This window comes from Comamonas thiooxydans (assembly GCF_000964545.1).
Classification (GTDB): Bacteria; Pseudomonadota; Gammaproteobacteria; order Burkholderiales; family Burkholderiaceae_C; genus Comamonas; species Comamonas thiooxydans.
Genome location: NZ_BBVD01000005.1, coordinates 469,914 through 491,794, shown reverse-complemented (window position 1 = coordinate 491,794; position 21,881 = coordinate 469,914). Strand labels below are relative to the sequence as shown.

22 protein-coding genes and 1 riboswitch are annotated in these 21,881 nt (G+C 60.4%); of the genes, 14 read left to right on the top strand and 8 right to left on the bottom strand.

Annotated elements, in window-relative coordinates; genetic code table 11:
* Positions 1-78 precede the first annotated feature (78 nt).
* Positions 79-918: an SDR family NAD(P)-dependent oxidoreductase gene (locus tag Cth01_RS09750; protein ID WP_045839053.1), complete on the bottom strand. Its 840-nt coding sequence runs from the start codon at positions 916-918 to the stop codon at positions 79-81.
* Positions 919-1,321: 403 nt separating this feature from the next.
* Positions 1,322-2,395, bottom strand: coding sequence for a linear amide C-N hydrolase (locus Cth01_RS09745; protein ID WP_034394203.1), 1,074 nt, complete (start codon positions 2,393-2,395; stop codon positions 1,322-1,324).
* Positions 2,396-2,545: 150 nt separating this feature from the next.
* Here Cth01_RS09745 and Cth01_RS09740 point away from each other — a divergent pair, with 150 nt between their 5' ends.
* Positions 2,546-2,917, top strand: a complete 372-nt coding sequence (locus Cth01_RS09740; RefSeq protein WP_139032059.1) for a hypothetical protein — start codon at positions 2,546-2,548, stop codon at positions 2,915-2,917.
* A gap of 32 nt (positions 2,918-2,949) precedes the next feature.
* On the opposite strand, the gene Cth01_RS09735 is transcribed toward Cth01_RS09740, so the two are convergent.
* Positions 2,950-4,104: a GGDEF domain-containing protein gene (locus Cth01_RS09735; RefSeq protein WP_233425143.1), complete on the bottom strand. Its 1,155-nt coding sequence runs from the start codon at positions 4,102-4,104 to the stop codon at positions 2,950-2,952.
* 884 nt (positions 4,105-4,988) lie between these two features.
* Between Cth01_RS09735 and Cth01_RS09730 the strand changes: the two genes are divergently transcribed.
* Complete coding sequence (locus Cth01_RS09730; RefSeq protein ID WP_233425142.1) at positions 4,989-5,246, top strand: hypothetical protein; 258 nt, start codon at positions 4,989-4,991, stop codon at positions 5,244-5,246.
* 473 nt (positions 5,247-5,719) lie between these two features.
* Here the strand turns inward: Cth01_RS09730 and Cth01_RS09725 are convergent, their stop codons facing one another.
* Complete coding sequence (locus tag Cth01_RS09725) at positions 5,720-6,598, bottom strand: LysR family transcriptional regulator (protein WP_034377461.1); 879 nt, start codon at positions 6,596-6,598, stop codon at positions 5,720-5,722.
* 88 nt (positions 6,599-6,686) lie between these two features.
* Between Cth01_RS09725 and Cth01_RS09720 the strand changes: the two genes are divergently transcribed.
* Together Cth01_RS09720 and Cth01_RS09715 are read left to right on the top strand one after the other, a co-directional pair.
* The gene (locus tag Cth01_RS09720; RefSeq protein ID WP_233425141.1) at positions 6,687-7,487 is read left to right on the top strand and encodes a glutamine amidotransferase; all 801 of its coding nucleotides are present in this window, start codon (positions 6,687-6,689) and stop codon (positions 7,485-7,487) included.
* Positions 7,484-8,179 carry an aspartate/glutamate racemase family protein gene (locus Cth01_RS09715; RefSeq protein WP_045839050.1) on the top strand — a complete coding sequence of 232 codons (696 nt, stop codon included), beginning with the start codon at positions 7,484-7,486 and terminating at the stop codon, positions 8,177-8,179. The genes Cth01_RS09720 and Cth01_RS09715 overlap by 4 nt, the downstream gene beginning before the upstream one ends.
* 254 nt (positions 8,180-8,433) lie before the next feature.
* Here the strand turns inward: Cth01_RS09715 and Cth01_RS09710 are convergent, their stop codons facing one another.
* The 4 genes from Cth01_RS09710 to Cth01_RS09695 form a co-directional block, all read right to left on the bottom strand.
* Positions 8,434-9,333, bottom strand: coding sequence for a PhzF family phenazine biosynthesis protein (locus tag Cth01_RS09710; protein ID WP_045839049.1), 900 nt, complete (start codon positions 9,331-9,333; stop codon positions 8,434-8,436).
* Positions 9,334-9,565: 232 nt separating this feature from the next.
* On the bottom strand, positions 9,566-10,051 hold the full coding sequence (locus Cth01_RS09705; protein ID WP_045839048.1) for a thermonuclease family protein: 486 nt from the start codon (positions 10,049-10,051) through the stop codon (positions 9,566-9,568).
* 411 nt (positions 10,052-10,462) lie between these two features.
* Positions 10,463-10,843, bottom strand: a complete 381-nt coding sequence (locus tag Cth01_RS09700) for a cell division protein ZapA (RefSeq protein ID WP_034377466.1) — start codon at positions 10,841-10,843, stop codon at positions 10,463-10,465.
* 40 nt (positions 10,844-10,883) lie between these two features.
* Positions 10,884-11,093, bottom strand: coding sequence for a hypothetical protein (locus Cth01_RS09695; protein ID WP_003063053.1), 210 nt, complete (start codon positions 11,091-11,093; stop codon positions 10,884-10,886).
* A gap of 241 nt (positions 11,094-11,334) precedes the next feature.
* Positions 11,335-11,575, top strand: a riboswitch (cobalamin riboswitch).
* A gap of 68 nt (positions 11,576-11,643) precedes the next feature.
* Between Cth01_RS09695 and Cth01_RS09690 the strand changes: the two genes are divergently transcribed.
* From Cth01_RS09690 to Cth01_RS09645, 10 genes are read left to right on the top strand one after another with little or no spacing between them, the layout of a single operon-like run.
* Positions 11,644-13,554, top strand: a complete 1,911-nt coding sequence (locus Cth01_RS09690; protein WP_045839047.1) for a TonB-dependent receptor domain-containing protein — start codon at positions 11,644-11,646, stop codon at positions 13,552-13,554.
* A 6-nt stretch (positions 13,555-13,560) separates the two neighbouring features.
* Positions 13,561-14,973 carry a cobyrinic acid a,c-diamide synthase CobB gene (locus Cth01_RS09685; protein WP_045839046.1) on the top strand — a complete coding sequence of 471 codons (1,413 nt, stop codon included), beginning with the start codon at positions 13,561-13,563 and terminating at the stop codon, positions 14,971-14,973.
* 47 nt (positions 14,974-15,020) lie between these two features.
* A complete protein-coding gene (locus tag Cth01_RS09680) occupies positions 15,021-15,602 on the top strand; it encodes a bifunctional adenosylcobinamide kinase/adenosylcobinamide-phosphate guanylyltransferase (protein ID WP_034377469.1) in 582 nt (193 codons plus the stop codon).
* Positions 15,599-16,510, top strand: a complete 912-nt coding sequence (locus Cth01_RS09675) for an ABC transporter substrate-binding protein (protein WP_034392362.1) — start codon at positions 15,599-15,601, stop codon at positions 16,508-16,510. The genes Cth01_RS09680 and Cth01_RS09675 overlap by 4 nt, the downstream gene beginning before the upstream one ends.
* Positions 16,507-17,550 carry a FecCD family ABC transporter permease gene (locus Cth01_RS09670; RefSeq protein WP_174447058.1) on the top strand — a complete coding sequence of 348 codons (1,044 nt, stop codon included), beginning with the start codon at positions 16,507-16,509 and terminating at the stop codon, positions 17,548-17,550. The genes Cth01_RS09675 and Cth01_RS09670 overlap by 4 nt, the downstream gene beginning before the upstream one ends.
* Positions 17,547-18,344 (top strand): ABC transporter ATP-binding protein, encoded by a 798-nt coding sequence (locus Cth01_RS09665; RefSeq protein WP_045839045.1) that lies wholly within the window; start codon positions 17,547-17,549, stop codon positions 18,342-18,344. The genes Cth01_RS09670 and Cth01_RS09665 overlap by 4 nt, the downstream gene beginning before the upstream one ends.
* 59 nt (positions 18,345-18,403) lie before the next feature.
* Positions 18,404-18,973, top strand: coding sequence for a cob(I)yrinic acid a,c-diamide adenosyltransferase (gene cobO / locus Cth01_RS09660; protein WP_003080011.1), 570 nt, complete (start codon positions 18,404-18,406; stop codon positions 18,971-18,973).
* Positions 18,974-19,009: 36 nt separating this feature from the next.
* Positions 19,010-19,762: a 5,6-dimethylbenzimidazole synthase gene (gene bluB, locus Cth01_RS09655; RefSeq protein WP_034351830.1), complete on the top strand. Its 753-nt coding sequence runs from the start codon at positions 19,010-19,012 to the stop codon at positions 19,760-19,762.
* Positions 19,759-20,841, top strand: coding sequence for an adenosylcobinamide-phosphate synthase CbiB (cbiB, locus tag Cth01_RS09650; protein ID WP_045839044.1), 1,083 nt, complete (start codon positions 19,759-19,761; stop codon positions 20,839-20,841). Before bluB ends, cbiB begins: the two co-directional genes overlap by 4 nt.
* Positions 20,834-21,841 carry an aminotransferase class I/II-fold pyridoxal phosphate-dependent enzyme gene (locus Cth01_RS09645; protein ID WP_045839043.1) on the top strand — a complete coding sequence of 336 codons (1,008 nt, stop codon included), beginning with the start codon at positions 20,834-20,836 and terminating at the stop codon, positions 21,839-21,841. The genes cbiB and Cth01_RS09645 overlap by 8 nt, the downstream gene beginning before the upstream one ends.
* The last annotated feature ends 40 nt before the right edge of the window (positions 21,842-21,881 follow it).

Below are 21,881 nucleotides of genomic sequence, written 5' to 3'. Positions count from 1 at the left end.
GCGATGGCGAGCCTGTTTGTTGCTTGAGGTGGCTTGTCAGAGCCCACTCATGCGACTCACGGTTGGAGTGCAGTTAATTCATGTTAGGCGTCGTGGCGTTGGCAGATGGCCGCCGTCGACGTAGATGTTCTGACCGGTGATCCATTCGCCTTGGTCGCTGCAAAGGAATGCGACCAAGTGGGCGATATCTTCGCCGGTACCTGCTCGACCCAGAGAGATGTAGCCGGCGATCATGTCGTCCCACACTTTGCCGCGAGGCACATCATCCAGGCGACTTGTTTCCACGATGCCTGGAGCCACGACATTCACGCGAATCTTCTTGGGGCCAAGCTCTCGCGCCATGATGGTGGTCAGGCCATTGATGGCCACCTTAGTGGTGGCGTAGGCGCCAGTATCGGGTGCCAGCAGCTGCGCTGCCAGCGACGAGATATTGATGATGGCGCCGCCTTCTCCCTGTGCCCCCATATGTTTTGCGAACGCACGAGACATATAGAAGGTTCCGTTCAGGTTGACATTCATCACCCGATGCCATGTATCGATGGATAGCTCCGTCACCGGGATGCGGTCGTCGCCGCGGGTTGCACCCGCGTTGTTGATCAGAAAATCCACACGTCCCCATTCTGCAATCGTGCGTGCAAGCAATGCGTCGATGGACTCTGGATTGCTGACATCGGAAACCACAGGCAGGGCGCGGCGCCCGAGCTGACGGATTTCATCCGCCACCGATTCGATATCTCGCCAATGCGCTTTGCGCTCATCTTCCGGATAGGTGTCGGGGGCGCGGCCCGTGCCCGTCAGGACAACATCACAACCCGCTTGCGCCAATGCCAGTGCAATGGGGCGACCGATGCTGCGCATCCGGCCTGCACCGGTGACCACGGCCACTTTGCCTTCAAAACCAGTCAACGTATACGACATGCCACTTCCTTGCGATAGGGACCCTGAACATTCAGGCGAATCAAGATTCTTCGGTCTGGCTTGATGCTCCTGCACTCCAATCTGCGCATCAAGGACGATGCAGCGGTTGAAGATCGAGCAACTCATCAGCCAGATTCTTGAAGTGGTGGAGTTGAGGAAAATCGTCTGATGAGACTAGGGATACGCGCCCATTGAAGGGTTCCTGCTTGCTTGTCAGTCAGGGGTCTTTTGGGGTGCGCTGAGTGCATGTGGATAAGGTCGGTACGCCTTTTTGCGGTAGGACAGTGGCAACTCGGAGGCAGGGTTGGCGGACCGCCAGCATTGGCTGATACATCGCGCTCCAGAAAGAAAAACCCGCACGGTGCGGGTTTGTATCAGGGCAGAATCATTGGCTGAGAAATGATCAGATGCCTTGAAATTTAAATGGCTCGGATGCCTTGAATTGGCCAGTGGCATCCCCTGAATAAGTGTGATTCTGGTCCGGTCCCAGATCGATCTTCATGACCTTGCCTTTTTCCTTGCTGAAGTCCAGTGCCTTCAGGTCTACCCAGAAGGTGTTGGGTGTCAGTGCCGACTCAAAGAAATACAGCTTGCGCTCGTGATCAAACACGGTGCGCCAGCGTGTGGAGGAAATATTGGGCTCCTCCGGCGTATTCAGGCCATAAGGAACAGAGGCATTGCGAATCACACTGAACACGCTGGCGAGCGCCTTGTTCGGGCTTTGATCCTTGGGTATTGCGTTCACGTAGAACGAAGCGCGGGCGAAGCGGTCTGCTGCACGGTTGGTGCCAGGCAGCATTGTGGTGCCTCCAATCTGTTTCCAGTATGCATTGAGCGCCAGTTGCTGGTCGAAGGTTGGCGAGTTTGTCATGACCTGGTATTGGCGACCATGATGAATGACTTGCTTGCCCGCGATGTATTCCACGATCGCGCTATCGCCGCTGGCGTCGGAGATTGAAAGGTGTACGGTTGTCAGCCGGTTTTCACCGGGCATGGTGTCGGATACGAGGGTGAATGGTTCCTTACTTAGCGCGGCTACTGCCTGCTGCACTGTCGCAAAGTTGTCCAGTACATATTGAGCCCAGGCGGCAATCGATAGGCCTGGCTTGCTATTGGTGCCAAATGCAGGGTATTGCGACTCGACGAGCCATAGAAGGTTGGCATTCAGACCGGCTTCGTTGACCCCGTCGGTAGTGGAAATGTCATAGCCTGAAGTGATGACGCTGCCGTACTTGGACGTCCAGCGCACAGTATTGGGGCCGGTTTCGCCAGTGCGCTGCATGCCTCGCGGCAGTACCCAGAGGTTGCTGACGATGTCACTCTTCCAGTCCATGGATCGTGCAGTGATCACTTGGCCGTTGGCTCCGTGAAATACCAGCCGTGTGCATGCCCAGGAACTGGACATGGCTGCTAGACCTGAAACTCCAAGTAGCAAGGCTGCCACACGAGGGCGGATACACGGCATATTCATCTTCATTGAGCCTCCATGGTTAAAAAATGTGAATGGTGCCAAGCATGCCACATGCATCGGTAGTGAGATATTGATCGAGCTCCAGCGACGTAGATGCCAGGCCATAAACATTCAAACTGCCTCAGTACCTGCTCTTGCAATAAGTCCAGCAAGGCAGTGGCGATTCATGAGCGTCGGGTGCATGTGCTTTTCCAAGCACAAAATTCCGCTGCATGGCAGGAAGGGCTCGATAAGTGGATGTTGAAAACGGCTGTGCGCATGGCACGTTTTATCTCCGGGCGCGGCCTTGGCGCCGGTGATGCTGGCGCTGCTCGGAAGAATGCAAGAGCATTGCGGCCTTCGCATCCCTTCGCCTCAATCGGATCGGTAGTCAGGCGCGAAGGCTTGGCCCTGGCAATGGCACCTCCTGTATCAAGGAAAGCTGCGATCGTGAAGGCTCTCGGCGTCCATGACCGCATCAAGAAGTGCAATGTGCTTGATAGCGGTGGGCAGTGGGCGGGAATGATCACTCACAAGGAAGTGATCTGACGGCTCAGGGTCTTGGCTAGCGAAAGTTTGATCTACGCGAGAACTACGCGATTGCGTCCAGCGGCCTTGCCTCGATACATAGCAGCATCAGCGCGCGAGATGAGGGCTTCTGCGGTTTCTCCCTGTCGATACTGAGTCGCACCCAACGTACATGTCACTCGCAGATCTTTGTGCACTAACTGTGTCCATGGGAGTGCTTCTGTGCTTTCGCGAATTCTCTCAAGCAACACTCCTGCCTGGGCCAGTTGTGTGTCACAGAGCACCAGAAGAAATTCTTCTCCGCCGTAACGACCAGCGCAATCGGCTGCACGAATCTGCGAGGACAGAAGTTGTCCAAAGGCTCGAAGTACTTGATCTCCTCCTTCATGACCGTAACGGTCATTGACCTGTTTGAAGAAGTCAATGTCAAGCATTGCGATGCAAAACGGGGCGTCTCTGCGTTGAGCCGCATGAATACATTGTTGCAGTCGATCCATGACCCCTCGGCGGTTTTCCAGTCCCGTCAAGTCATCGTTGCGCACCAAGTTTTCAATCTGCTTCAGCGCGATGGCCAGTTTTTCATTACTCGCACTGAGTCGATATTGCATGCCACGAAAGTAGGTGACCAGCACGCTGCATCGGACGACTGCTCCGAGCATGACGCCGACAGTGAGGAACTGCCCGATGAGGGTGTCGGTGGTCATGCGCATCTGTGGCCCTACCCAGTAAACAGCCAGTGCAATTGCAATGAGCGTGCAGCTCCAGGTCATCCAGAAGCTTGTACGCCGCGGTGCAAGAAAGCCGTCGGTACTGAAGACTAGAAGCATAACCAGTGCCTGGAACGCAACCTGAGGCGCTGCGACAAGCAAGCCTAGCACCCCTGTAACCGAGACCAGTTGGTGCCAGAAGAACAAGCCAGGGTCACTCTGAGTCTGGCTCCAGCCACTGGCGTAGGCCCAGGTGATAAAGGCCATCCCTGCACCTATCCAGAGCCCATACAGCAGCACTGCATGCAACGGCACGTAGCCTGCCCAGCAGTGGCCGAGAAATAGCATGAAGGCATATAGATGGCTCAATAGGACCGAAGCGTGCAACTGCCATGTGCGCTTGCGCCAGCGTTCGAAATGCTGAGTTTCATTGGCAAGAGGCGATGAAGACTTAGGGCCCCACAAGGGTGGTCCGCGTGTTTTTTCAGGGGAGTGAGCCATTGCCGGTTAATGGTCGCCAAGGTGCGATTGGTTGTTGCAAATAACAGTTTGCCCGAATTCCGGCCCCGGAAAATTACGGTGAGTGACCTGACAAAGTTTGGGTCGAACTGATCGCTAGCGGTGCATACGGCAAGGCGACCCAGAGCCATTGGAAGGCTATATCGGTAGAAGTGTTTCCTGGCGCCTTCAACTCGACATGCCGACCTACAACACTGCGGTAAATGCTCTTGAACATTGCGATCCAGAAACAAAAAAAGCCCGCTTGAGCCGGGACGGTGCACGAATTGGGTAGGCAAACAGGAAGTTCAACAAGAACTTACATGCAGCGCGCGCGGCAAGACTAGCCTGCAATGCTCCACGTTCTTAAGGAGTTGCTATGAAAGCGCTACTTTTAATCGCGGCACTTGCCAGCATGCTGGCAGGATGCTCAATGATGCCGGGACGTAGTTCCGGGTCTATGCCTGCCGAGAGTTCCAGCCAGACGATGGGAGGAATGAATATGAGCGGCGACCGGGATCGCTGGATGCATGACGACAATGGACGTCCTTGGACCGGAGGTGATGGTGCCTTCTATGGCGCTCAGAACATGTAGGTGAATGGCAGGGTCAAGCTTTTGCTTCGAGGCACTGCACGGTCCTTTCGTCCAGCCGCTCGGCATACGTGCCTGGGCACACGAATTCGTCGCGCAGTGCCTTCACTGGAACAAAGGGCTCATCAGCCTGCCAGAAAGAACCGATCAGCCTCGACCTCAAGTAGACAGCCAAGTTTTATGGCTTCAAAGCTTCAAAAAACAGAGCGCATCAATACTGACTGTTGTATGAATTAGGTAAGCAAAGTAGCCGTTCAACAAGAATTTACAGCGGACACACGCCTCAGGAATAGCCTTGAAGACTCCTTCTTCTCAAGGAGTTGTCATGAAAGCGCTACTTTTAATTGCAGCAGTAGTCAGTGTGCTGGCGGGTTGCTCGATGATGCCGGGGCGTGATGCCGGACACATGCCAGAGCAAGGTGCCCAGCGGACGATGGGAAGCAGTGATATGCGCTATGAATGGGGGCGTGGAGCGTATCAAGGTCCAGGCAGCATGCCGCTGTGGGCAGGCGGGGATGACACTTCTGGAGGCCTTGGCTGGCGCCGTGATTAAGCAGTAAGAACCACATCCTGTGCGAACGCCGCTATTTCCTACCAGGCACTCCAAGGATCTTCCTTTAGACACTGCACGGTCTTGTCGCCCAGCCACTCCGGGAGGTTCCGATCGCCTAGTATTGACTGGGTAAGTCCAGCATCCTTCAACCAAAGGCATATCCCAGTCATCGACCGCAATCATCACGCCTGTGGCGTTGGCGTCGATTTCAATAGGGAAATCATTGGGCTTGTCGAAGGAGTTGACGTGGTTGGCCTGCCTCAGTTCTTCCTGCGGCACTTTGATGAGCTTGGGCTAATCGTTGTTGTGGGACTTCAGGTGCTGCAAGAAGTTCGGTAGATGCGCTTGTGGACGATTTTGATCGACGGCCTATCGGTCAGGCGAGAGTGACTCGGAGCAGGCCGCTGCGGCTGCGGCATGGTGTCTGGTCGGAAACGACCAGGAGCGGCTGCTTAAGCTCAAAGAGCTTAAGGTCAACTCTTTAGGCGGTCGGCGGCCAGCATTTGCCTCAACGCCTCCGTGGAGGCTGACTCCTGCTGTGGCAACCAGACCAGATGCGTGGTCACTTCTGCATAGTGTCTGGGCAGCGGAAGCACTTGCAACTGTGGTTCGGCATGTACGGCCCTCAAGATGGAGCGCGGCATGATGCCGACGCCCGTACCGGCTGCAATGCAGGCCACGATGGCGTGGTAGGACGCCATCTCCAGAACGCGGTGAGGGGCAGTTCCGATGCTGGCAAACCATTCCTCCAGGATTCGACGGTACGAACAGCCTGCAGGGAATGCAATCACTGTGCAGCGTGACAACTGTTCCGAATCCAGCACACCGGTAGCCGAGCGTGCGGCGATGAGCACCAGTTCTTCATCAAATGCTTTCTGGGTCGCCAGTCCCGGTGCCGTAAACGGCTCAGAAATCAGCGCTGCATCCACTTCATAACGCTGAACCATGTCCAGCAACCGTGATGTGGATCCGGTAACCAGTTCGATGAATACATCCGGGTAGCGCTCATGAAACCTGGATAGAAACGGAGGCAGTCGCGCCGCAGCCGTGCTCTCCAGTGTGCCCAGTCGCAGCGTACCCTGCGGCGCCCGAAGCAGCATTGCGGACTCGGCCTCTGACGACAGTCGCAATATCCGTTCGGCGTAGCCGCGCAGTACCTCGCCTTCGGCCGAGAGCTTGAGCCGGTTGCCATGCCGCAAAAAGAGTTGCACGCCCAGACGCTCCTCCAGATTGCGGATGCGCGTGGTGACATTGGACTGCACGCGGTTCATCTGCCTGGCAGCCTGGGTGACACTACCGGTATCCACAACAGACTTGAAGAACGCCAACGATTCCAGATCGATCTTTCTCATTTGGAGATTTTCTCATCATTGGAATTCAGTATTCATGATGGATTTGTTTCACTAAAGTGTGAGGTATTGCCACCTTCCTACATTTCTCGTGGACTCTCAATCTTTGCTGCTGATCCAGGCGGGCACGCCGCCCGAGGACATTCGAGTCATCGCAGGCGATCTTCCCCAGTGGTTTCTGGTAGCTGCTGGCTGCAGGCCCGAAACCATGGACATAGTGAAGGTGTATGAAGGAGAACCTCTGCCCGAGCCCGGGCAGCACCGTGCGGCGATCATCACGGGCTCGTGGTCCATGGTGACCGATCAGCATCCCTGGAGCGAAGCGACCGCCATATGGATACGGCAGGCTGTGACACAGGGGATGCCTCTCATGGGAGTTTGCTATGGGCATCAGCTTATGGCTCATGCACTGGGAGGAGCAGTGGACTACCACCCTGACGGCAGAGAGATGGGGAGTCTGGAAATCGAACAACTGGCGGTTGCTGAGCCGGACGACTGGCTTGCCGGATGCCCACCTCGCTTCCTGGCCCACCTCACACATCTTCAGACCATCCTGCGCCTGCCCAATGGAGCCAGGGCATTGGCTCGCTCAGCTCACGATCCCCATCAGATAGTCCGATACAGCCCCACCGCGGTGTCCGTGCAGTTTCATCCAGAGTTCACATCGGAAGTCATGGCAGCCTGCATCAATGCAAGAGCGCAAGTGCTGCGCGCGGAAGGTCTGGATCCAGCAGCCATGCTGCAAGGCGTTAGTCCGACACCAACGCCGTTGATGCTGCTAAGGCGCTTCATCGAAACACATGCTGGCACCGTTTCAGCAGGCAATTCAGCGGCCTCGCTGAATGTCGCCATGGGCAACCACCCGGAATTACCTCAAGGAACAGCGAAATGAAGAAACTCGGCCTCATTGGTGGCATCGGCCCGGAGTCCACCGTGGCCTATTACCGAAAGATCATTCACGGCGTTCAGACACAGACGGGCAAGGAGAATCTGCCTCGCCTGTCCATCGAAAGCCTCAACGCTTTCAAGGTGTTCAGCCTCTGTCGTGAACGCGAGTTCGAGCAGCTTGCCGACTATGTGCTCGGCGCAATTCACAGCCTGGCCGCCGGTGGTGCGGGCATGGTGGGTTTGACTGGCAATACGCCCAACATCGTTCTGGACCGCATACTCCCGCTGTCGCCGGTTCCCATAGTGAGTGCCATTGATGCCACCTGCAACGCGGCACAGGAGCGAGGCGCGCGAAAAGTCGGTTTGCTGGGTACCGTGTTCACCATGACGAATACATTCTTCAAGACACCTTTTGAAGATCGGGGCATACAAGTTATCGTGCCCAGTGAGCATCAGATTGCGCAAATCCAGGCCAAGATCGAGGCCGAACTTGAGCATGGCCTTGTCAAAGAGAACACTCGCCAGGAGTTCGTTGCCATCATTCAGGATTTGCAGCAACGTGAAGGTATCGACCATATAGCACTCGCCTGCACTGAACTGCCGCTGATCCTTAGTGACCGCAACAGCCCTGTTCCCTGCCTTGATACCGTCGAAATCCACGTAGAGGCATTGGTTCGTGCGGTGCTTTCGAGCTGAGCCTACTTCAGGCCCAGCTACCAACGTTACAGCGGTCTTCTCGACCGAACAGCGACAGATTCAATCGGCCCAGCCGTTCAGACGCCGGTTCGGCATCTGCAATGCCACCTTGTACATTGCATCTCACTTCAAGGGGACTTCAAGCTTGGTCAAGTTGCCAGCCAACTTGTACAAGTCGCTATTGGTGCCCACGAGGCGCTGCTGAAGTTGGCTGCATTGATCGTCGGTGCACGCCTCATGGATCGGGGGCGCTCTTACAGTTGGACCGTGCCTTGCATGCAGGTGACTGTGTGGCCTCCAATCCACAGTTGTTGCTGTGCATCCTGCTGCACGGACACTCGGCCGTTGCGGCCAACGCGGATCCCTTGGCTTGCCACGTAGGGCGCCTGCATATGTTTCTGGGCGATTAGCCACTGAGCCAGGCTGCCATTCAGGCTGCCGGTAACCGGGTCTTCCACACCGGTGGTGGAAAAGGCGCGCACTTCGAGCTGTGCCTGTGTCTCCTGACAGGCATTGCCGATCAGTGGCATCGCATTGGTGGCTCGATACAGAGCAGCCACCCCTACCTTATGGCCCAGGGCCTTGATGCGTGCCAAGTCGGGCTCCAGGCCGAGAACGCTGTCGGTATTGTCCAGCAGCAGGCACAGCCACTGTGCTCCATTGTCCAGGTAGGCGGCATCCTGCACCTGGGCTGCGTCTATGCCCAGAGCCTCGTAGATCAGGTGCAAATGGTCAGGCAGGGGCAGGGCCTGGTGGGCCGGAGTGGCGAATGCCAGGCCGTGGATCGAGCGCTGGATGGGGATCAGACCCTTGGCGCACTCTTGCACGATGCGCTCTGGATGCTTGGGGACCCCGCCCTGGGCGAGCCAAGCGTGGCAGGTGCCCAGCGTCGGGTAGCCGGCAAACGGCATTTCGGCAGTCGGGGTGAAGATGCGCACTCGATAGTCGGCGCCCAGGGCGCGGCCCGCGTCCGTCGGGGGCAGGACAAAGGTGGTCTCGGACAGGTTGGTCCAGCGCGCAAAGTTTTGCATCTGTGCATCGTCAAGGTCGCGCCCATCGAGCACTACAGTCACGGGGTTGCCGCGGTAGGGCACGACCGTGAAGACATCCACGGTCATGAAAGGGCGGGGCTGAAGGGCGATGGCGGTGCTCATGGCGGAGGGATGTTGGTGTGGACAGCGGCAAACAAGAAGGCGCACAGCCTGCGAGACGTTGCGCGCGGGGCAGGGTATGCCTGCGACGAGGGTGACGCTGAATCATGTCATACGCTTGCTGGCGTTTTCACTTCGGAGCGGCTGCTTTGTGTTGCATCGACCGGTTGAATCCGCCCTGTGCAGCGGGCAGTAACATGAAAATCCTGATCTGCTCGCTAGGGCGACAACCGACTTAGGGTTTGCAGAAACCCGCGCGAGTGGGCCGATTGCAAGGCACAGCCGGCTCTGGATCACGCCACAGCCCGACTTTGCGTGCCATGGCCTCTTGCTCGGCAAACTCATACTGTCCCCGCGCCTGGGGAGACTGTTCGTGGCCACAGGCGCGGTACCATCGGGCCATGCCTTGGGTGATCATGGCCAGGCCGGCATCGAGCGTGCGCGGCCCGCTGGGTGCCGATGCAGGCGTCACCCAAACAGAGCAGATCTGTCGCTGGTACCGATCTGTCTTGGTGCAGCGCAGTTCGGTCTCCTTAAGAAATGTCAGCTCAGCCAATGCTTGTCGGGCTCTCTCGCCGAATGGCTGCTTGCGCTCGGGTGCATCGATGCCCTGCAGCCTGACCGTGACCTGCTCATAAGCGCCAGGCTCACCGCAGCGCACGGTCAGGGTGCGACCGTCGGAGATGCCGATGACGAGGCAGAGAAGGGTGGCGGCAAGCATGGCTTCAGTCTATTGGGCAAGAAAAAGGCCCGCAACGCGGGCCAATCATCAATCCAGATAGATGTACAAGTTGTTGATTTCAATTGCCTGCGATTGCTCGGCTTTGTTTGATTCTTCAGGCCATCTTCATGGCTGGAAAGCAAGCAAATCAACAGCTTGTATGTATAAAGGTGTCTGCAAATGCCACCGGCTCGTCATCCTGAACCGGGGGTTCAGGTGGGCAAGAGCAACCTATCGTTGGGTTCATCTGACGCGAGACGATCACGCTCAATAGGTGATTTATCAAGCCCATGCTCGTTGAGCATTGGTTCAAGGAAATATAAAAACCGGCAGATTTGCAGACGGTTTTATTCTAACGGGTATTGGCAGTCGCGCGGAGGTCATGACTGCTTTGCTGCTGAGGTTACCCGATCAGAGCAGCCTGGCGTCAGCATCCAGTGCCTGATCGAGCTTGAGCACCAGTTGCTCGGCAAGCTCCTGCTGGCGCTGCAGTTCAGCCTGGGCGGCCTCATTGATCTCGGGGGGCGCGAACTGCTCCTGAGCATGCGCCTGCATTTCTGCCTGGGCGTTGGCCATAAGGGCTTGCTGGGCATCGCGGTCAAGCACGTCGAAAGCCATATTGAGGGCTGCCAGCACTGCCACGCGCTCGCGCGAGCGGACCTTGCCGCTGTCGCGGATGCGGGTCATGGCTTCGTCCACGCGGCGAACGGCTTCCTGCACACGTTCTTCTTGACCATCGGGGCAGGTCAGCACATAGCTTTGCTGCATGATTTGCACATCGATCTGCTTCATGGGCGTCAGTGGCGGGTCTGGTGATGGAGGGTGACGACTGTCACTCTCCCTGGTTGGCGGGCAGGCGTTCGATCAAGGCATCGACGCGCGCACGTGCGGCCTGCAGGCGCAGACGCAGCAAATCGCGCTCTTGCGTCAGAGCGATGACCTGATCGGTGAGCAGGGTGTTGGTGCGCTGCAGTTCCTCGTGGCGCACCAGCAGACGCTCTACGCGCTCGGCAATGAGATCAAGAGAGGGCTGGGTGGTCATAGACTCTGCCATTGTAGGTCTTGCAGTCCGTGGGTGAGTATAAATGTGCAGGCAAATTCAGCAGTTTGCGCTGGAGCACAGGCTGCTTGACTGCCGCAATCGTAAAACTGCAATATTTCTCTCAAAATCGTAGCGTGCTGCACAAGTTCTGTGTACCTCAAGTGCATATTTAAGGTAAAAAATCGTCACCTGAGCCGCGCTCGGTTACTCCGAATGAAGGATTTGCGCCGCGTGGCGCTCATTACAATGGGCGCCTGTTGGTGCTCGAGGTCGCTTTTCTGTGGTCTCAGTTCAACGGGAAGCAGGGAGGTGCTGGCCAGACACACTGGCACACCGAACCTGCGCTGCCCCCGCAACGGTCGGCGAATGGAATGCTGCGGCATTCCACCTTTTTCCCCATGGCCACTGGCGCTGCGCGCTGGGAAGGCCGGCAAGAGGATGATTCGCCTAGCCCGGATACCGGCCAACATGGGTTGCCTGCATTCTGTGCAGGTATGTTTGCTCAATGTCGGCGGGTAGGCTGATGTGGGCGTATTCAAGTGTGCTTTCCATGAGTCCGCAATCTTCGTCCCTGCGCATGGCGCAGGTGGCTTCGCGCGCACGCGCATCGTTTGTTCTCCGTCCCACTCTTCTGGCATCTGCGTTGGCCGTGGCGTTTGCCGCACAGGCTCAATCAGCTGCACAGGCCGATGCGGTGCACATGAAAGAAACCGTGGTCACCGCCAATCGCATCGAGCAGCCTTTGTCCGATCTGGTGGCCGATATGTCGGTGGTGGGCCGTGAAACGATTGAAACTGCGGGTGCCGTGGGTGTAGCCGATGTGCTCTCGCGTCTGCCGGGTGTGCAGATGGTGCGCAACGGCGGCGCCGGCTCGACCACCAGCGTTTATCTGCGCGGTGCCGACACGCGTTTCACAGCCGTCTACATCGATGGTGTGCGAGTGGATTCGCAGTCCACGGGCGGAGCCTCCTGGCAGGACATCCCACTGGAAGCGATCGACCGAATTGAAGTGTTGCGTGGCCCGGCAGCGGCTGTTTACGGTTCTGACGCCATGGGCGGCGTGGTGCAGATCTTTACCAAAAAGGGTGAGGGCAAAGCCAAGCCCTATGTGGGCCTGGGCTGGGGCAGTCGTGGCACGGTAAAGGCGCAGGCCGGCGTCAGCGGCGGTGTGGCCGGCTGGGATTACAGCCTGGGTGTTTCGCATGCCAGTAGCAACGGCTTCAATGCCAAGACCTCTGCGGGCTTCAATCCCGATGCCGATGGTTATCGCAGCAACGCCTTCAACGGGCGGGTGGGCTACCAGATCAACAGCAATCACCGTGTTGAAGCCACGGCTCTGACCAGCTATATGAACGCGGGTTATGACGCCCCTGTCTCCAAGGCCAGCCCCATGGCCGACGACCGCAGCATCTACAAGATGAATGCGGTAGGCCTGAACTGGCTGGCCAAGTGGAGCGATGTCTACAGCACGCGCCTGCAGTACACGCAGTCGCGCGATTTTTACCAGACCAAGCCCAGTGTCTATGAAACCGATACGCGTTTGCACAACTATCTGTTCCAGAACGAATGGCGGCTGGGAGCGCAGACCGTGACGGCTGCGCTGGAACGCCGTGAGGACAAGCTGGTCAACAACGGCCTGGATATCGGCAGCCGCAATCGCTCTCAGAACGCACTGGCGCTGGGCTATGGCCTGCATGCTGGCAAGCACACGCTGCAGCTCAATGCCCGTCATGACCGCGACAGTGAATTTGGCGGCCACACAACGGGCAGCGCTGCATACGGCTATGAGTTTATGCCCAACTGGCGCGCAACCGCATCGGCCGGCACTGCCTTTCGTGCACCTACGCTCTATCAGCGCTTCAGCCAATATGGCGATGCCAGTCTGTCGCCGGAAAAAGGCCGCAATGTGGAACTGGGCCTGAAATGGGGCAAAGGCAGCGACAGCTTCTCGGCTACGCTTTATCGCAACAATGTCTCCAATCTCATCAACTATGTAGGCAATACCGGCTCCTGTGCGGGCAATACCGGCCCTTACGGCGGCTGCTATGCCAACGTGGCCAAGGCTCGTTACGAAGGCATCACCCTGGCCGGCACCACCCGTTTGGCCATGGTGAATCTGCAAGGTTCGGTGGACTTCCAGGATCCGCGCGATACCGATAAGGATCTGCAACTGGCTCGCCGCTCCAAGCGCTACGCCAATCTGTCTGCCGACACCACGCTGGCCGGCTGGAGGCTGGGCGCCGAAATGCAGGCTGCCGGAAAGCGCTTTGACGATGCGGCCAACAAGACCGTGCTGGGCGGTTACACGCTCTGGAATCTGAGTGCGCAAAAGCAGCTGACGCGTGAATGGAGCCTGGTGGCACGCGTCAACAACCTGGCCGACAAGCGCTATGAGCTGGCCCGAACCTATGCCACCGAAGGCCGCAGCGGCTATATCGGTGTGAAGTGGGAAGCCAGGTAAGAGACCATGACAGTCATCGCAATGCATGAACCCGGCCCGCGTTGCCCGGCGTTGCTGATCAGTGCTCCGGCCTCCGGCCAGGGCAAGACCACCATCACGGCTGCCCTGGCTCGCCTGCATGCGCGCCAGGGACGCAAGGTGCGCGTATTCAAGTGCGGGCCGGATTTTCTGGACCCTTATTGGCACGAGCTGGCCAGCGGTTCGCCCGTGCATTCGGTGGATTTGTGGATGACGGGCGAGGGGGATGTGCGCCAGCGTCTGCATGAGGCGGCCCAGGAAGCAGATCTGATTCTTGTCGAAGGCGTGATGGGCTTGTTCGACGGCAATTTCAGCGCTGGCGATCTGGCGCTGCTGCTGGGTCTGCCTGTGCTGGCCGTGGTCGATGCCTCGGCCATGGCGGGCACTTTCGGGGCGCTGGCCTATGGCTTGCAGCATTACCGTGACGGTCTGCGCTGGGCCGGCATGCTGGCCAACCGCGTGGCCACGGCCCATCATGCCGATCTGCTCAGGCAAGGCCTGCGCGAGCAGTCGCTGTGGCTGGGTGCCATGCCCGGTGTGCAACTGGGCGATGCAGCGGTCAAGGCCAAGTCTGCGGCGCTGCTGCCGGAGCGCCACCTGGGCCTGATCGCCGCCCACGAGCTTGGCGATGCCCTGCAGCGCCTGGATGCGGCGGCCGACGCCCTGGCCCAGACTCCCCTGGGGCAACGGGCCTGGAGCTCGGACGACGGTCAGCCCAGCTGGCAGGACTGGTGCGTGGACTTTGCAGCGCCGGACATGTCCGGCGATCAAGCTCGGGTGGAGCATTGGCTGAGCGGCCGCCGCATTGCCATTGCGCGCGATGCGGCGTTTTCCTTTATTTATCCCGCCAATTTGGACTGTCTGCGTGTCATGGGGGCCGAGTTGTGCTTTTTCTCGCCGGTGGCTGGCGATGCGCTGCCGCCCTGCGATGCGATCTGGCTGCCCGGCGGCTATCCGGAGCTGCATGCCCGGGCCCTGCATGAGAACCGGCAGTTGCGCGACGGCATTGCAGAGCATATGGCGCAGGGCAAGCCCGTCTGGGCCGAGTGCGGCGGCATGCTGGCGCTGTGTGATGGAGTGACAGCACTGGACGGCTGCACCCAGCCCATGTGGGGGCTGCTGCCCGGCCAGGTTGTCATGCAGAGCAGGCTCGGCGGTCTGGGCATGCAGCAGCTGGCGCTCGATATGGGCTTGTTGCGCGGTCATACCTTTCACTACACAAGACTGGAGACCGCCATGCCGGTGCTCACGCGCAGCAGCCGCCCTGGTGCAGCCGTACAGGCAGACCGTGGCGAGGCACTTTATCAATATGGCAGTGTGCGGGCCAGTTACTTTCATGCCTGGTTTCCGTCCTGCCCATCGGCTGTGGCGGCGCTTTTTGGCGCAACAATCGAAGACTGAACCTTTAGTCCATCACCATGAGCCCTGCAAGCACAGTCTCCTTCGTCATGCCGCGTACCCAGCTGATACTGGGCGGGCAGAAAAGCGGCAAATCCCGTCGTGCGGAGCTGCTGGCGCGCCAGTGGCTGCAGACGGATGCCGGGAATCAGGCTGCGCTGGTGGCGACCGGCCAGGCCTGGGACGCGGAAATGAGCGAGCGCATTGCGCGCCACCAGCGCGACCGCGCCGAGCGCGTGCCAGGCATGCTGACCATAGAGGAGCCTCGCGAGCTGGCCCAGGTGCTGGCCCAGCACAGCAGCCCGCAGCGGCTGCTGGTGATTGATTGCCTGACTTTGTGGCTGACAAACTGGCTGATGCCGGTGCAGACCGGGAACTCCGAAGACAGCCAATCTCCAGCTCCCGACTGGCAATCACAGCTAGCACTCTTTCTGAAAGCGCTTGATGAAGCAGCCGGCCCCGTCATTCTGGTCGGCAACGAAATCGGTCTGGGCGTGATTCCCATGGGGCGCGAAGTGCGCGCCTTTGTCGATGCGCTGGGCTTGCTCAATCAGCAGGCGGCAGCGCATTGCGAAAGCGTCACGCTGATGTGCGCCGGCTTGCCTCTGGCATTGAAAGGGCCGCAGGCATGAGGGCCACCGTAAAACAGTTTGCCGCTGCTGCGCTGCTTGTTTGCGGCCTGGCTGGGGCTTTGTCGGTGGCGGCGCAGTCCGTGCAGATCACCGATGCACGTGGCGCGCAGGTGCAATTGGCCAAACCGCCGCAGCGCATCGTCAGCCTGCTGCCCTCGCTCACCGAGAGCCTGTGCGCACTGGGCGGTTGCGAACGACTGGTGGGGGTGGATCGCTATTCCAACTGGCCAGCCCATGTGAAGACCGTGCCCGTGGTGGGTGGCGGGCTGGATCCGAATATCGAGGCTATTGTGGCGCTAAAGCCAGATCTGGTGCTGGTTTCCATGGCATCACGGGCCATTGCGCGAATGGAGGCGCTGGGCCTCAAGGTGGTGGCGCTGGAGCCACGCACCCACGAGGAAGCGCGTACCGTGATGCAGAAAATAGGTCAGCTGCTCGCCTTGCCGCCCACACAGGGCGCAGACCGCGTCTGGGCCGGAATCGAGGCCGACCTGAACAAGGCCGCTGCCAGCGTGCCCGGAGCCATGCGCGGTCAGCGTGTGTACTTTGAGGCCAGTCGCGGCCCGTATGCCGCCGGTGAAAAATCCTTTATCGGCCAGACACTGACGCGGCTGCATCTGCGCAACGTGGTCGACGCCAGGCAAGGGCCGTTTCCGCGCCTGAATCCCGAATATGTGGTCAAGCTGGATCCTGACATTCTGATGGCCGGCGAGCGAGCCTGGAAAACCGGCGTGCCGGAATACCCGGGCTGGGCCCAGATGCGGGCGGTGAAGCAGGGCGCGATCTGCGCCTTCACGCCCGAGCAATCCGACATTCTGGTGCGCCCAGGCCCCCGCATGGCCGAGGGGGCGCAAATCATTGCCCAATGTCTGCAGCGTCTGGCGGCAAGGCAGGGCAAGAGCCCATGAACGCCTGCATCTCCAGTCGTCACCGCAGGGGGCAGCGCGGGCTGGCCGCTGCTTGGCTGCTGCTGTGGCTGACGCTGGCTGCTGCTTTGCTGGCGCTGCTGGGCGCGGGTATCGGCAGTACGGGTTTTGAGAGCGTACTCAATGCCCGCCAAGACCCGCTGGCCTGGCAGATCGTGATGGATATTCGCCTGCCACGCACGGCGGCGGCCTTGCTGGCCGGAGGCCTGCTGGGGCTGGCCGGAGCGGTGGCGCAGGGCGTGTTTCGCAACCCCCTGGCCGATCCTTATTTGCTGGGCAGTGCTTCGGGCGCATCGCTTGGGGTGGCGCTGGCCATGGCCGCCCTGGGTGTCTCTCCTTTCGCTTTGGCCGGCCTGGCGCGCTGGGGCGTGACGGGCGCGGCTTTTGCGGGTGCCGTGCTTGCCGTGGTGCTGACCCTGGTGCTGGCCAAGGGCGTGCAGAACACCATGCGCCTGCTGCTGGCCGGCGTGGTAGTGGGTGTGGTGCTGGGCGCCGCCGCATCGCTGGTGCTGCTCATGAACCCCGACATCATGCAGGCCATGCAGTCTTTCATGCTGGGCAGCACAGCCTTTGCGGGCTGGCCTGCCTGCGCTCTCATGCTGTGGGTGCTTATGCCCGCGCTGGCGCTGGCCTGTAGCCTGAGCCGCGTGCTCGACGGCTTGGCACTCGGCGAGGCCACGGCCCATAGTCTGGGTCTGCCGCTGGCGCCGCTGCGTCTGCTGCTGATCGTGCTGCTGGCGCTGGCCACGGGGACCGCCGTGGCGCAGACCGGTTTGATCGCTTTTGTAGGCCTGGCTGCGCCCCATCTGGTGCGTTCCATGGTGCGCGCGCTGCACCGCTGGCTGCTGGTGCTAAGCAGTCTGATGGGGGCGGTGCTGCTGCTGGCCGCCGACCTGCTGGCGCGATGGTTGATCGCACCGCAGGAGCTTCCCGTGGGGGTGCTGACGGCGGTGCTGGGAGGCAGCTATCTGCTCTGGCTGATGCACAAGCGTGGCGCCATGCCGTCTGGAGATGGCACATGAGCAGCAATATCGAGACCGGAATCCCGTTGGCGACCGAGGCTCTGAGTGTGCAGCTGGGCGAGCGCGAGGTGCTGCGTCAGATCAGCCTGCGCATTCCCCAGGGCCGCTGGACGGCCATCGTTGGCCCCAATGGCGCGGGTAAATCCACGCTGCTGCGCGCCATGGCCGGCATGCGTGCCGCCAACCAGCGGCAAAGCGGCGCGGTGTTTCTGCAGGGCCGCGAGCTGGGCGACTGGAATGGCCGCGAGCGTGCCAAGGCCCTGGCCTGGCTGGGCCAGAATCAGCCTGTTGCGGCCGATATGGCCGTGTATGACGTGGTCATGCTGGGGCGTTTGCCCCACCAGGGTTGGCTGGCTCCGGCCTCGAACGCCGACCGGCAGGCCGTGGAGCAGGCGCTGCGCCAGACCCATGCCTGGGACTGGCGCCAGCGCAGCATAGGCCAGCTATCGGGAGGTGAACGTCAGCGCGTGCTGCTGGCAAGGGCCCTGGCCGTGCAGGCCCGGACTCTGCTGATGGATGAGCCACTGGCCAATCTTGACCCGCCGCACCAGACCGACTGGATGCTGGCGGCCCGCAGTCTGGTGCAGCAAGGCGCGACCCTGGTCAGCGTGCTGCACGAGTTGTCCTTTGCCCTGCTGGCTGACGAGATGGTCGTCATGCAGGCCGGCCGCATCACCCACCAGGGCGCGTGCAGCGATCCCGCCACCCATGCCGCGCTGGAGTCCGTGTTTGACAGACGCATACAGGTGCGCGAACTCGATGGCCTGTGGCTGGCCTTGCCGCGCCTGAGCTGAGTCCGGCTGAAATTCTGATTTTTTGCCCTTTAGCCCTTGATAGACAAGCGAGATTAGCTATGAATATTGAAACTCCTCCCACCGAGAAGCCTTACGAAAAGCCCGAGGGCGAACGCCGCGGCCTGATCATCGTCAACACCGGCAATGGCAAGGGCAAGAGCACGGCCGCCTTTGGTCTGGCCTTCCGAGCCACGGGGCGGGGAAAGGCAGTCAAGGTCTATCAGTTCATGAAGGTGCCAACGGCCCGCTTTGGCGAGCACCGCCTGGCCGAGCAGGTCGGTCTGCCCATTGAAGGACTGGGCGATGGCTTCAGCTGGAAAAGCAAGGATCTCGATCACTCCGCCCAGCTGGCGCGTGACGGCTGGGAAAAGGCCAAGGCCGATATTCTCTCGGGCGAGCTGTTTCTGGTCGTGCTCGACGAGATCACCTATCCGCTGATCTACGGCTGGCTGCCGCTGCAGGAGGTGCTGGACACGCTCAAGGCACGCCCCAAGGATGTGCATGTCTGCCTGACAGGCCGCCGCTGCCCGCAGGAGATCATCGACATCGCCGACACCGTGACCGAGATGACGCTGATCAAACATGCCTTCCAGGCGGGTATTCCCGCTCAAAGAGGTATCGAAGACTGATGGCTTTTGCCATGTCTGTGGCGCGACAATAGTTCCATGACCGAATCCAAGACCAGCTCTTTCGCGACGATTGCCGCAACGCCTTTCACCGAGGCCGAGCGGGCTGCCGTCTACCGCGCCATCTATGAGCGCCGCGACATGCGTCATTTTGCGGGCGGTAAGGTCCCCGACGAGGTCTTGCTGCGCCTGTTGCGTGCAGCACATCACGCGCCCAGCGTGGGGTTCATGCAGCCCTGGCGCTTTATTCGGGTCAAGAGTGCCGAATTGCGCCTGCGGATCCACGGTCTGATCGAGGAGGAGCGCGTGCGCACCGCCCATGCCCTGGGCGAACGTGAAGAAGACTTCATGAAGCTCAAGGTTCAGGGTGTGCTCGATGCGGCCGAGGTGCTGGTTGTCGCCATGCCGCCGGGACGCGAGGCGCATATCTTCGGCCGCCGCACCCTGCCCGAGATGGATATCGCCAGCAGCGCCTGTGCCATCCAGAACCTCTGGCTGGCCGCGCGTGCCGAAGGTCTGGGCATGGGCTGGGTCTCGATTTTCGATCCGCTGGCGCTGGCAAGGCTGTTGCAGATGCCTGAAGGTGCCCACCCGCTGGGCGTGCTCTGCCTGGGCCCAGTCGATGCCTACTATGCCGAGCCCATGTTGCAGCAGGAAAAATGGGCCTGCCGTGCGCCTCTGGAAGACATGCTGATGGACGATGTCTGGGACGACTCGCGTGTGGTGGCCGCGGCGACCAAGGGCAAGCCGGGCAGCGGGCCGTGCGCCGCGAAGGACAAAACAGACGCATGACAAGTTTTGGCTGGACTGAGCTGATCGGTCTTTCTCTCAGTCCGCTGGCATGGCTCTATCAGACATTTACCGCCAGTGATCTGGCGGCGCCCAACTGGGCTGCCAATGTGCAGGCTGGCTTGCTGGCCTTGCTGGTTGCTTTGCTGCTGGACCGGCTATGGGGCGAGCCGCCGGTGTGGCTGCACCCCGTGGTGCTGATGGGCAAATTGCTGGGCTGGTCGGGGCAGGCGCTTGCACCGCGTGTTGAGGTGCAGAGTGACTATCTGCGTTTTGGCCTTGCAGCGATTGTCTGGTGTGCGCTGGCAGCTCTGTTTTTCATGGTTTATGGCCTCGCCCAGTTCATGCTGGGTTTTGCACCCTGGTGGCTCTGGGGGCTGGTGATGGGGGTGTTGCTCAAGCCGCTGCTGTCCTGGCGCATGCTCAAGGATGAGGTGCTTGCCGTGGAGGCCGCACTGCAGCAATCGCTGCCCGCAGGGCGGGAGCGTCTGAGCTGGCTGGTGAGTCGCGACACGACACGGCTGGACGCGGCCACCGTGCGCGAAAGCGCCATCGAGACGCTGGCCGAGAACCTCAGCGACTCCGTGATCGCTCCGCTGTTCTGGTTTGCCGTGGCCGGCTTGCCCGGGGCGGCCGTCTATCGTTTTGCCAATACGGCCGATGCCATGTGGGGCTACCCCGGCTGGCGAGGCCAGGGCGAGCGCCGCCGCCACTGGCAATGGACGGGCAAATGGGCGGCCCGCGCCGACGATGTGCTGAACTGGATTCCGGCGCGCATCACCGCAATGTGGCTGGCGCTGCTGGCCGGCGGCCTGTCCTGGACCGGTTTGAGGCGCGATGCAGCCGTGACGCCATCGCCCAATGGCGGCTGGCCCATGGGAGCCATGGCGCAGGCGCTGGGGGTTCAGCTTTCCAAACCCGGCGTCTATAGACTCAACCCGCAGGGGCAGGCACCGCAGGCGGCTGATCTGAAGCTGTCTGTAAAATTGGCATCAAAAGTGATCAAATTGCATGTACTGCTTGCATTGATTGCTATGATTTTGATGTTTCTGTGGAGAGGAAGGCTGCTTGCCAATGTTTGATGTGAATGCGGCAGCCATGCATGGCGGTACCGATGCGCTGGGCGTTCCGGCGCATGATTTTTCGACCAATCGCAATGCCTGCGGGCCTTGTCCCATGGCCGTGAAGGCGTTGCAGGCCGCCCATGTAGCGCAATACCCCGATCCGCAATACGGGGCATTGCGCGCGCAGCTGGCGGCTTTTCATGGCGTGGCGGTAGAGCGCATCCTGATCGGCGGCAGCAGCAGCGAGCTGATTCATCGCCTCACGCTGCACGCTGTGCGCAGCGGTGCCAAAAGCGTGCAGTTTCCCCAGCATCACTATGGCGACTATCTGCAGGCCGCGCGGGTGTGGCGGCTGGCGCTGTGCCGCCGTACAGAAGCGGTCGTGGCGCCGGTGCTCAGCTGGGCCTGCGAGCCTTCAAGCCCGCTGGGGGCGATGGAAGACATCTGGCCTGCCTGGCAGCAGCCGCCGGCGCAGAAGGAATGGCGCGTGCTGGACTGCGCCTACCGTCCGCTATGGCTGGAGGACCAGCCACCCGAGCGCAATCTCGACACGGTCTGGCAGCTGTGGACGCCGAACAAGGCGCTGGGCATGACGGGTGTGCGCGCTGCCTATGCGATTGCGCCCATGCAGGCCGCAGCGGCAGAGCTGCAGGCGCTGAATGCGCTGGCGGCCTCCTGGGTGGTGGGCTCGCATGGAGTGGCCATGCTGCAGGCCTGGGTGACGGACGAGGCGCAGCAATGGCTGGCCTATAGCCTCATGACCTTGCGCCGCTGGAAGGCGCAGCAGCTGGCGCTGTGCGAGAAGCTGGGCTGGCAGGTCGTTCCCGGTCATCAGGCCAATTACTTTGTCGCAGGTCTGCCGCTGGCAGAGCTTGCGGCGCCTCTGGCCGGCCTGCGTGCCCAGGGCATCAAACTGCGCGACTGCGCAAGCTTTGGCCTGAGCGGCCATGTGCGGTTGGGCGTGCTGCCGCCCGTGTCGCAGGCCGCGCTGGAGCAGGCCTGGAAAAGCATCCAATGACCTTGCCGATCAGACCTGATGGGCGCAAGGCGCTACCATT

Excerpts from the sequence above, each read along its gene's own strand:
- Cth01_RS09680 (WP_034377469.1), top strand. The coding sequence starts at position 15,021 with ATGCCGCGTACCCAGCTGATACTGGGCGGGCAGAAAAGCGGCAAATCC.
- Cth01_RS09685 (WP_045839046.1), top strand. The coding sequence starts at position 13,561 with ATGACAGTCATCGCAATGCATGAACCCGGCCCGCGTTGCCCGGCGTTG.
- Cth01_RS09700 (WP_034377466.1), bottom strand. The coding sequence starts at position 10,843 with ATGAAGCAGATCGATGTGCAAATCATGCAGCAAAGCTATGTGCTGACC.
- Cth01_RS09670 (WP_174447058.1), top strand. The coding sequence starts at position 16,507 with ATGAACGCCTGCATCTCCAGTCGTCACCGCAGGGGGCAGCGCGGGCTG.
- bluB (WP_034351830.1), top strand. The coding sequence starts at position 19,010 with ATGACCGAATCCAAGACCAGCTCTTTCGCGACGATTGCCGCAACGCCT.
- Cth01_RS09665 (WP_045839045.1), top strand. The coding sequence starts at position 17,547 with ATGAGCAGCAATATCGAGACCGGAATCCCGTTGGCGACCGAGGCTCTG.
- Cth01_RS09715 (WP_045839050.1), top strand. The coding sequence starts at position 7,484 with ATGAAGAAACTCGGCCTCATTGGTGGCATCGGCCCGGAGTCCACCGTG.
- Cth01_RS09675 (WP_034392362.1), top strand. The coding sequence starts at position 15,599 with ATGAGGGCCACCGTAAAACAGTTTGCCGCTGCTGCGCTGCTTGTTTGC.
- Cth01_RS09690 (WP_045839047.1), top strand. The coding sequence starts at position 11,644 with ATGAGTCCGCAATCTTCGTCCCTGCGCATGGCGCAGGTGGCTTCGCGC.
- Cth01_RS09750 (WP_045839053.1), bottom strand. The coding sequence starts at position 918 with ATGTCGTATACGTTGACTGGTTTTGAAGGCAAAGTGGCCGTGGTCACC.
- cobO (WP_003080011.1), top strand. The coding sequence starts at position 18,404 with ATGAATATTGAAACTCCTCCCACCGAGAAGCCTTACGAAAAGCCCGAG.
- Cth01_RS09735 (WP_233425143.1), bottom strand. The coding sequence starts at position 4,104 with ATGGCTCACTCCCCTGAAAAAACACGCGGACCACCCTTGTGGGGCCCT.
- Cth01_RS09725 (WP_034377461.1), bottom strand. The coding sequence starts at position 6,598 with ATGAGAAAGATCGATCTGGAATCGTTGGCGTTCTTCAAGTCTGTTGTG.
- Cth01_RS09695 (WP_003063053.1), bottom strand. The coding sequence starts at position 11,093 with ATGACCACCCAGCCCTCTCTTGATCTCATTGCCGAGCGCGTAGAGCGT.
- cbiB (WP_045839044.1), top strand. The coding sequence starts at position 19,759 with ATGACAAGTTTTGGCTGGACTGAGCTGATCGGTCTTTCTCTCAGTCCG.
- Cth01_RS09745 (WP_034394203.1), bottom strand. The coding sequence starts at position 2,395 with ATGAAGATGAATATGCCGTGTATCCGCCCTCGTGTGGCAGCCTTGCTA.
- Cth01_RS09705 (WP_045839048.1), bottom strand. The coding sequence starts at position 10,051 with ATGCTTGCCGCCACCCTTCTCTGCCTCGTCATCGGCATCTCCGACGGT.
- Cth01_RS09710 (WP_045839049.1), bottom strand. The coding sequence starts at position 9,333 with ATGAGCACCGCCATCGCCCTTCAGCCCCGCCCTTTCATGACCGTGGAT.
- Cth01_RS09645 (WP_045839043.1), top strand. The coding sequence starts at position 20,834 with ATGTTTGATGTGAATGCGGCAGCCATGCATGGCGGTACCGATGCGCTG.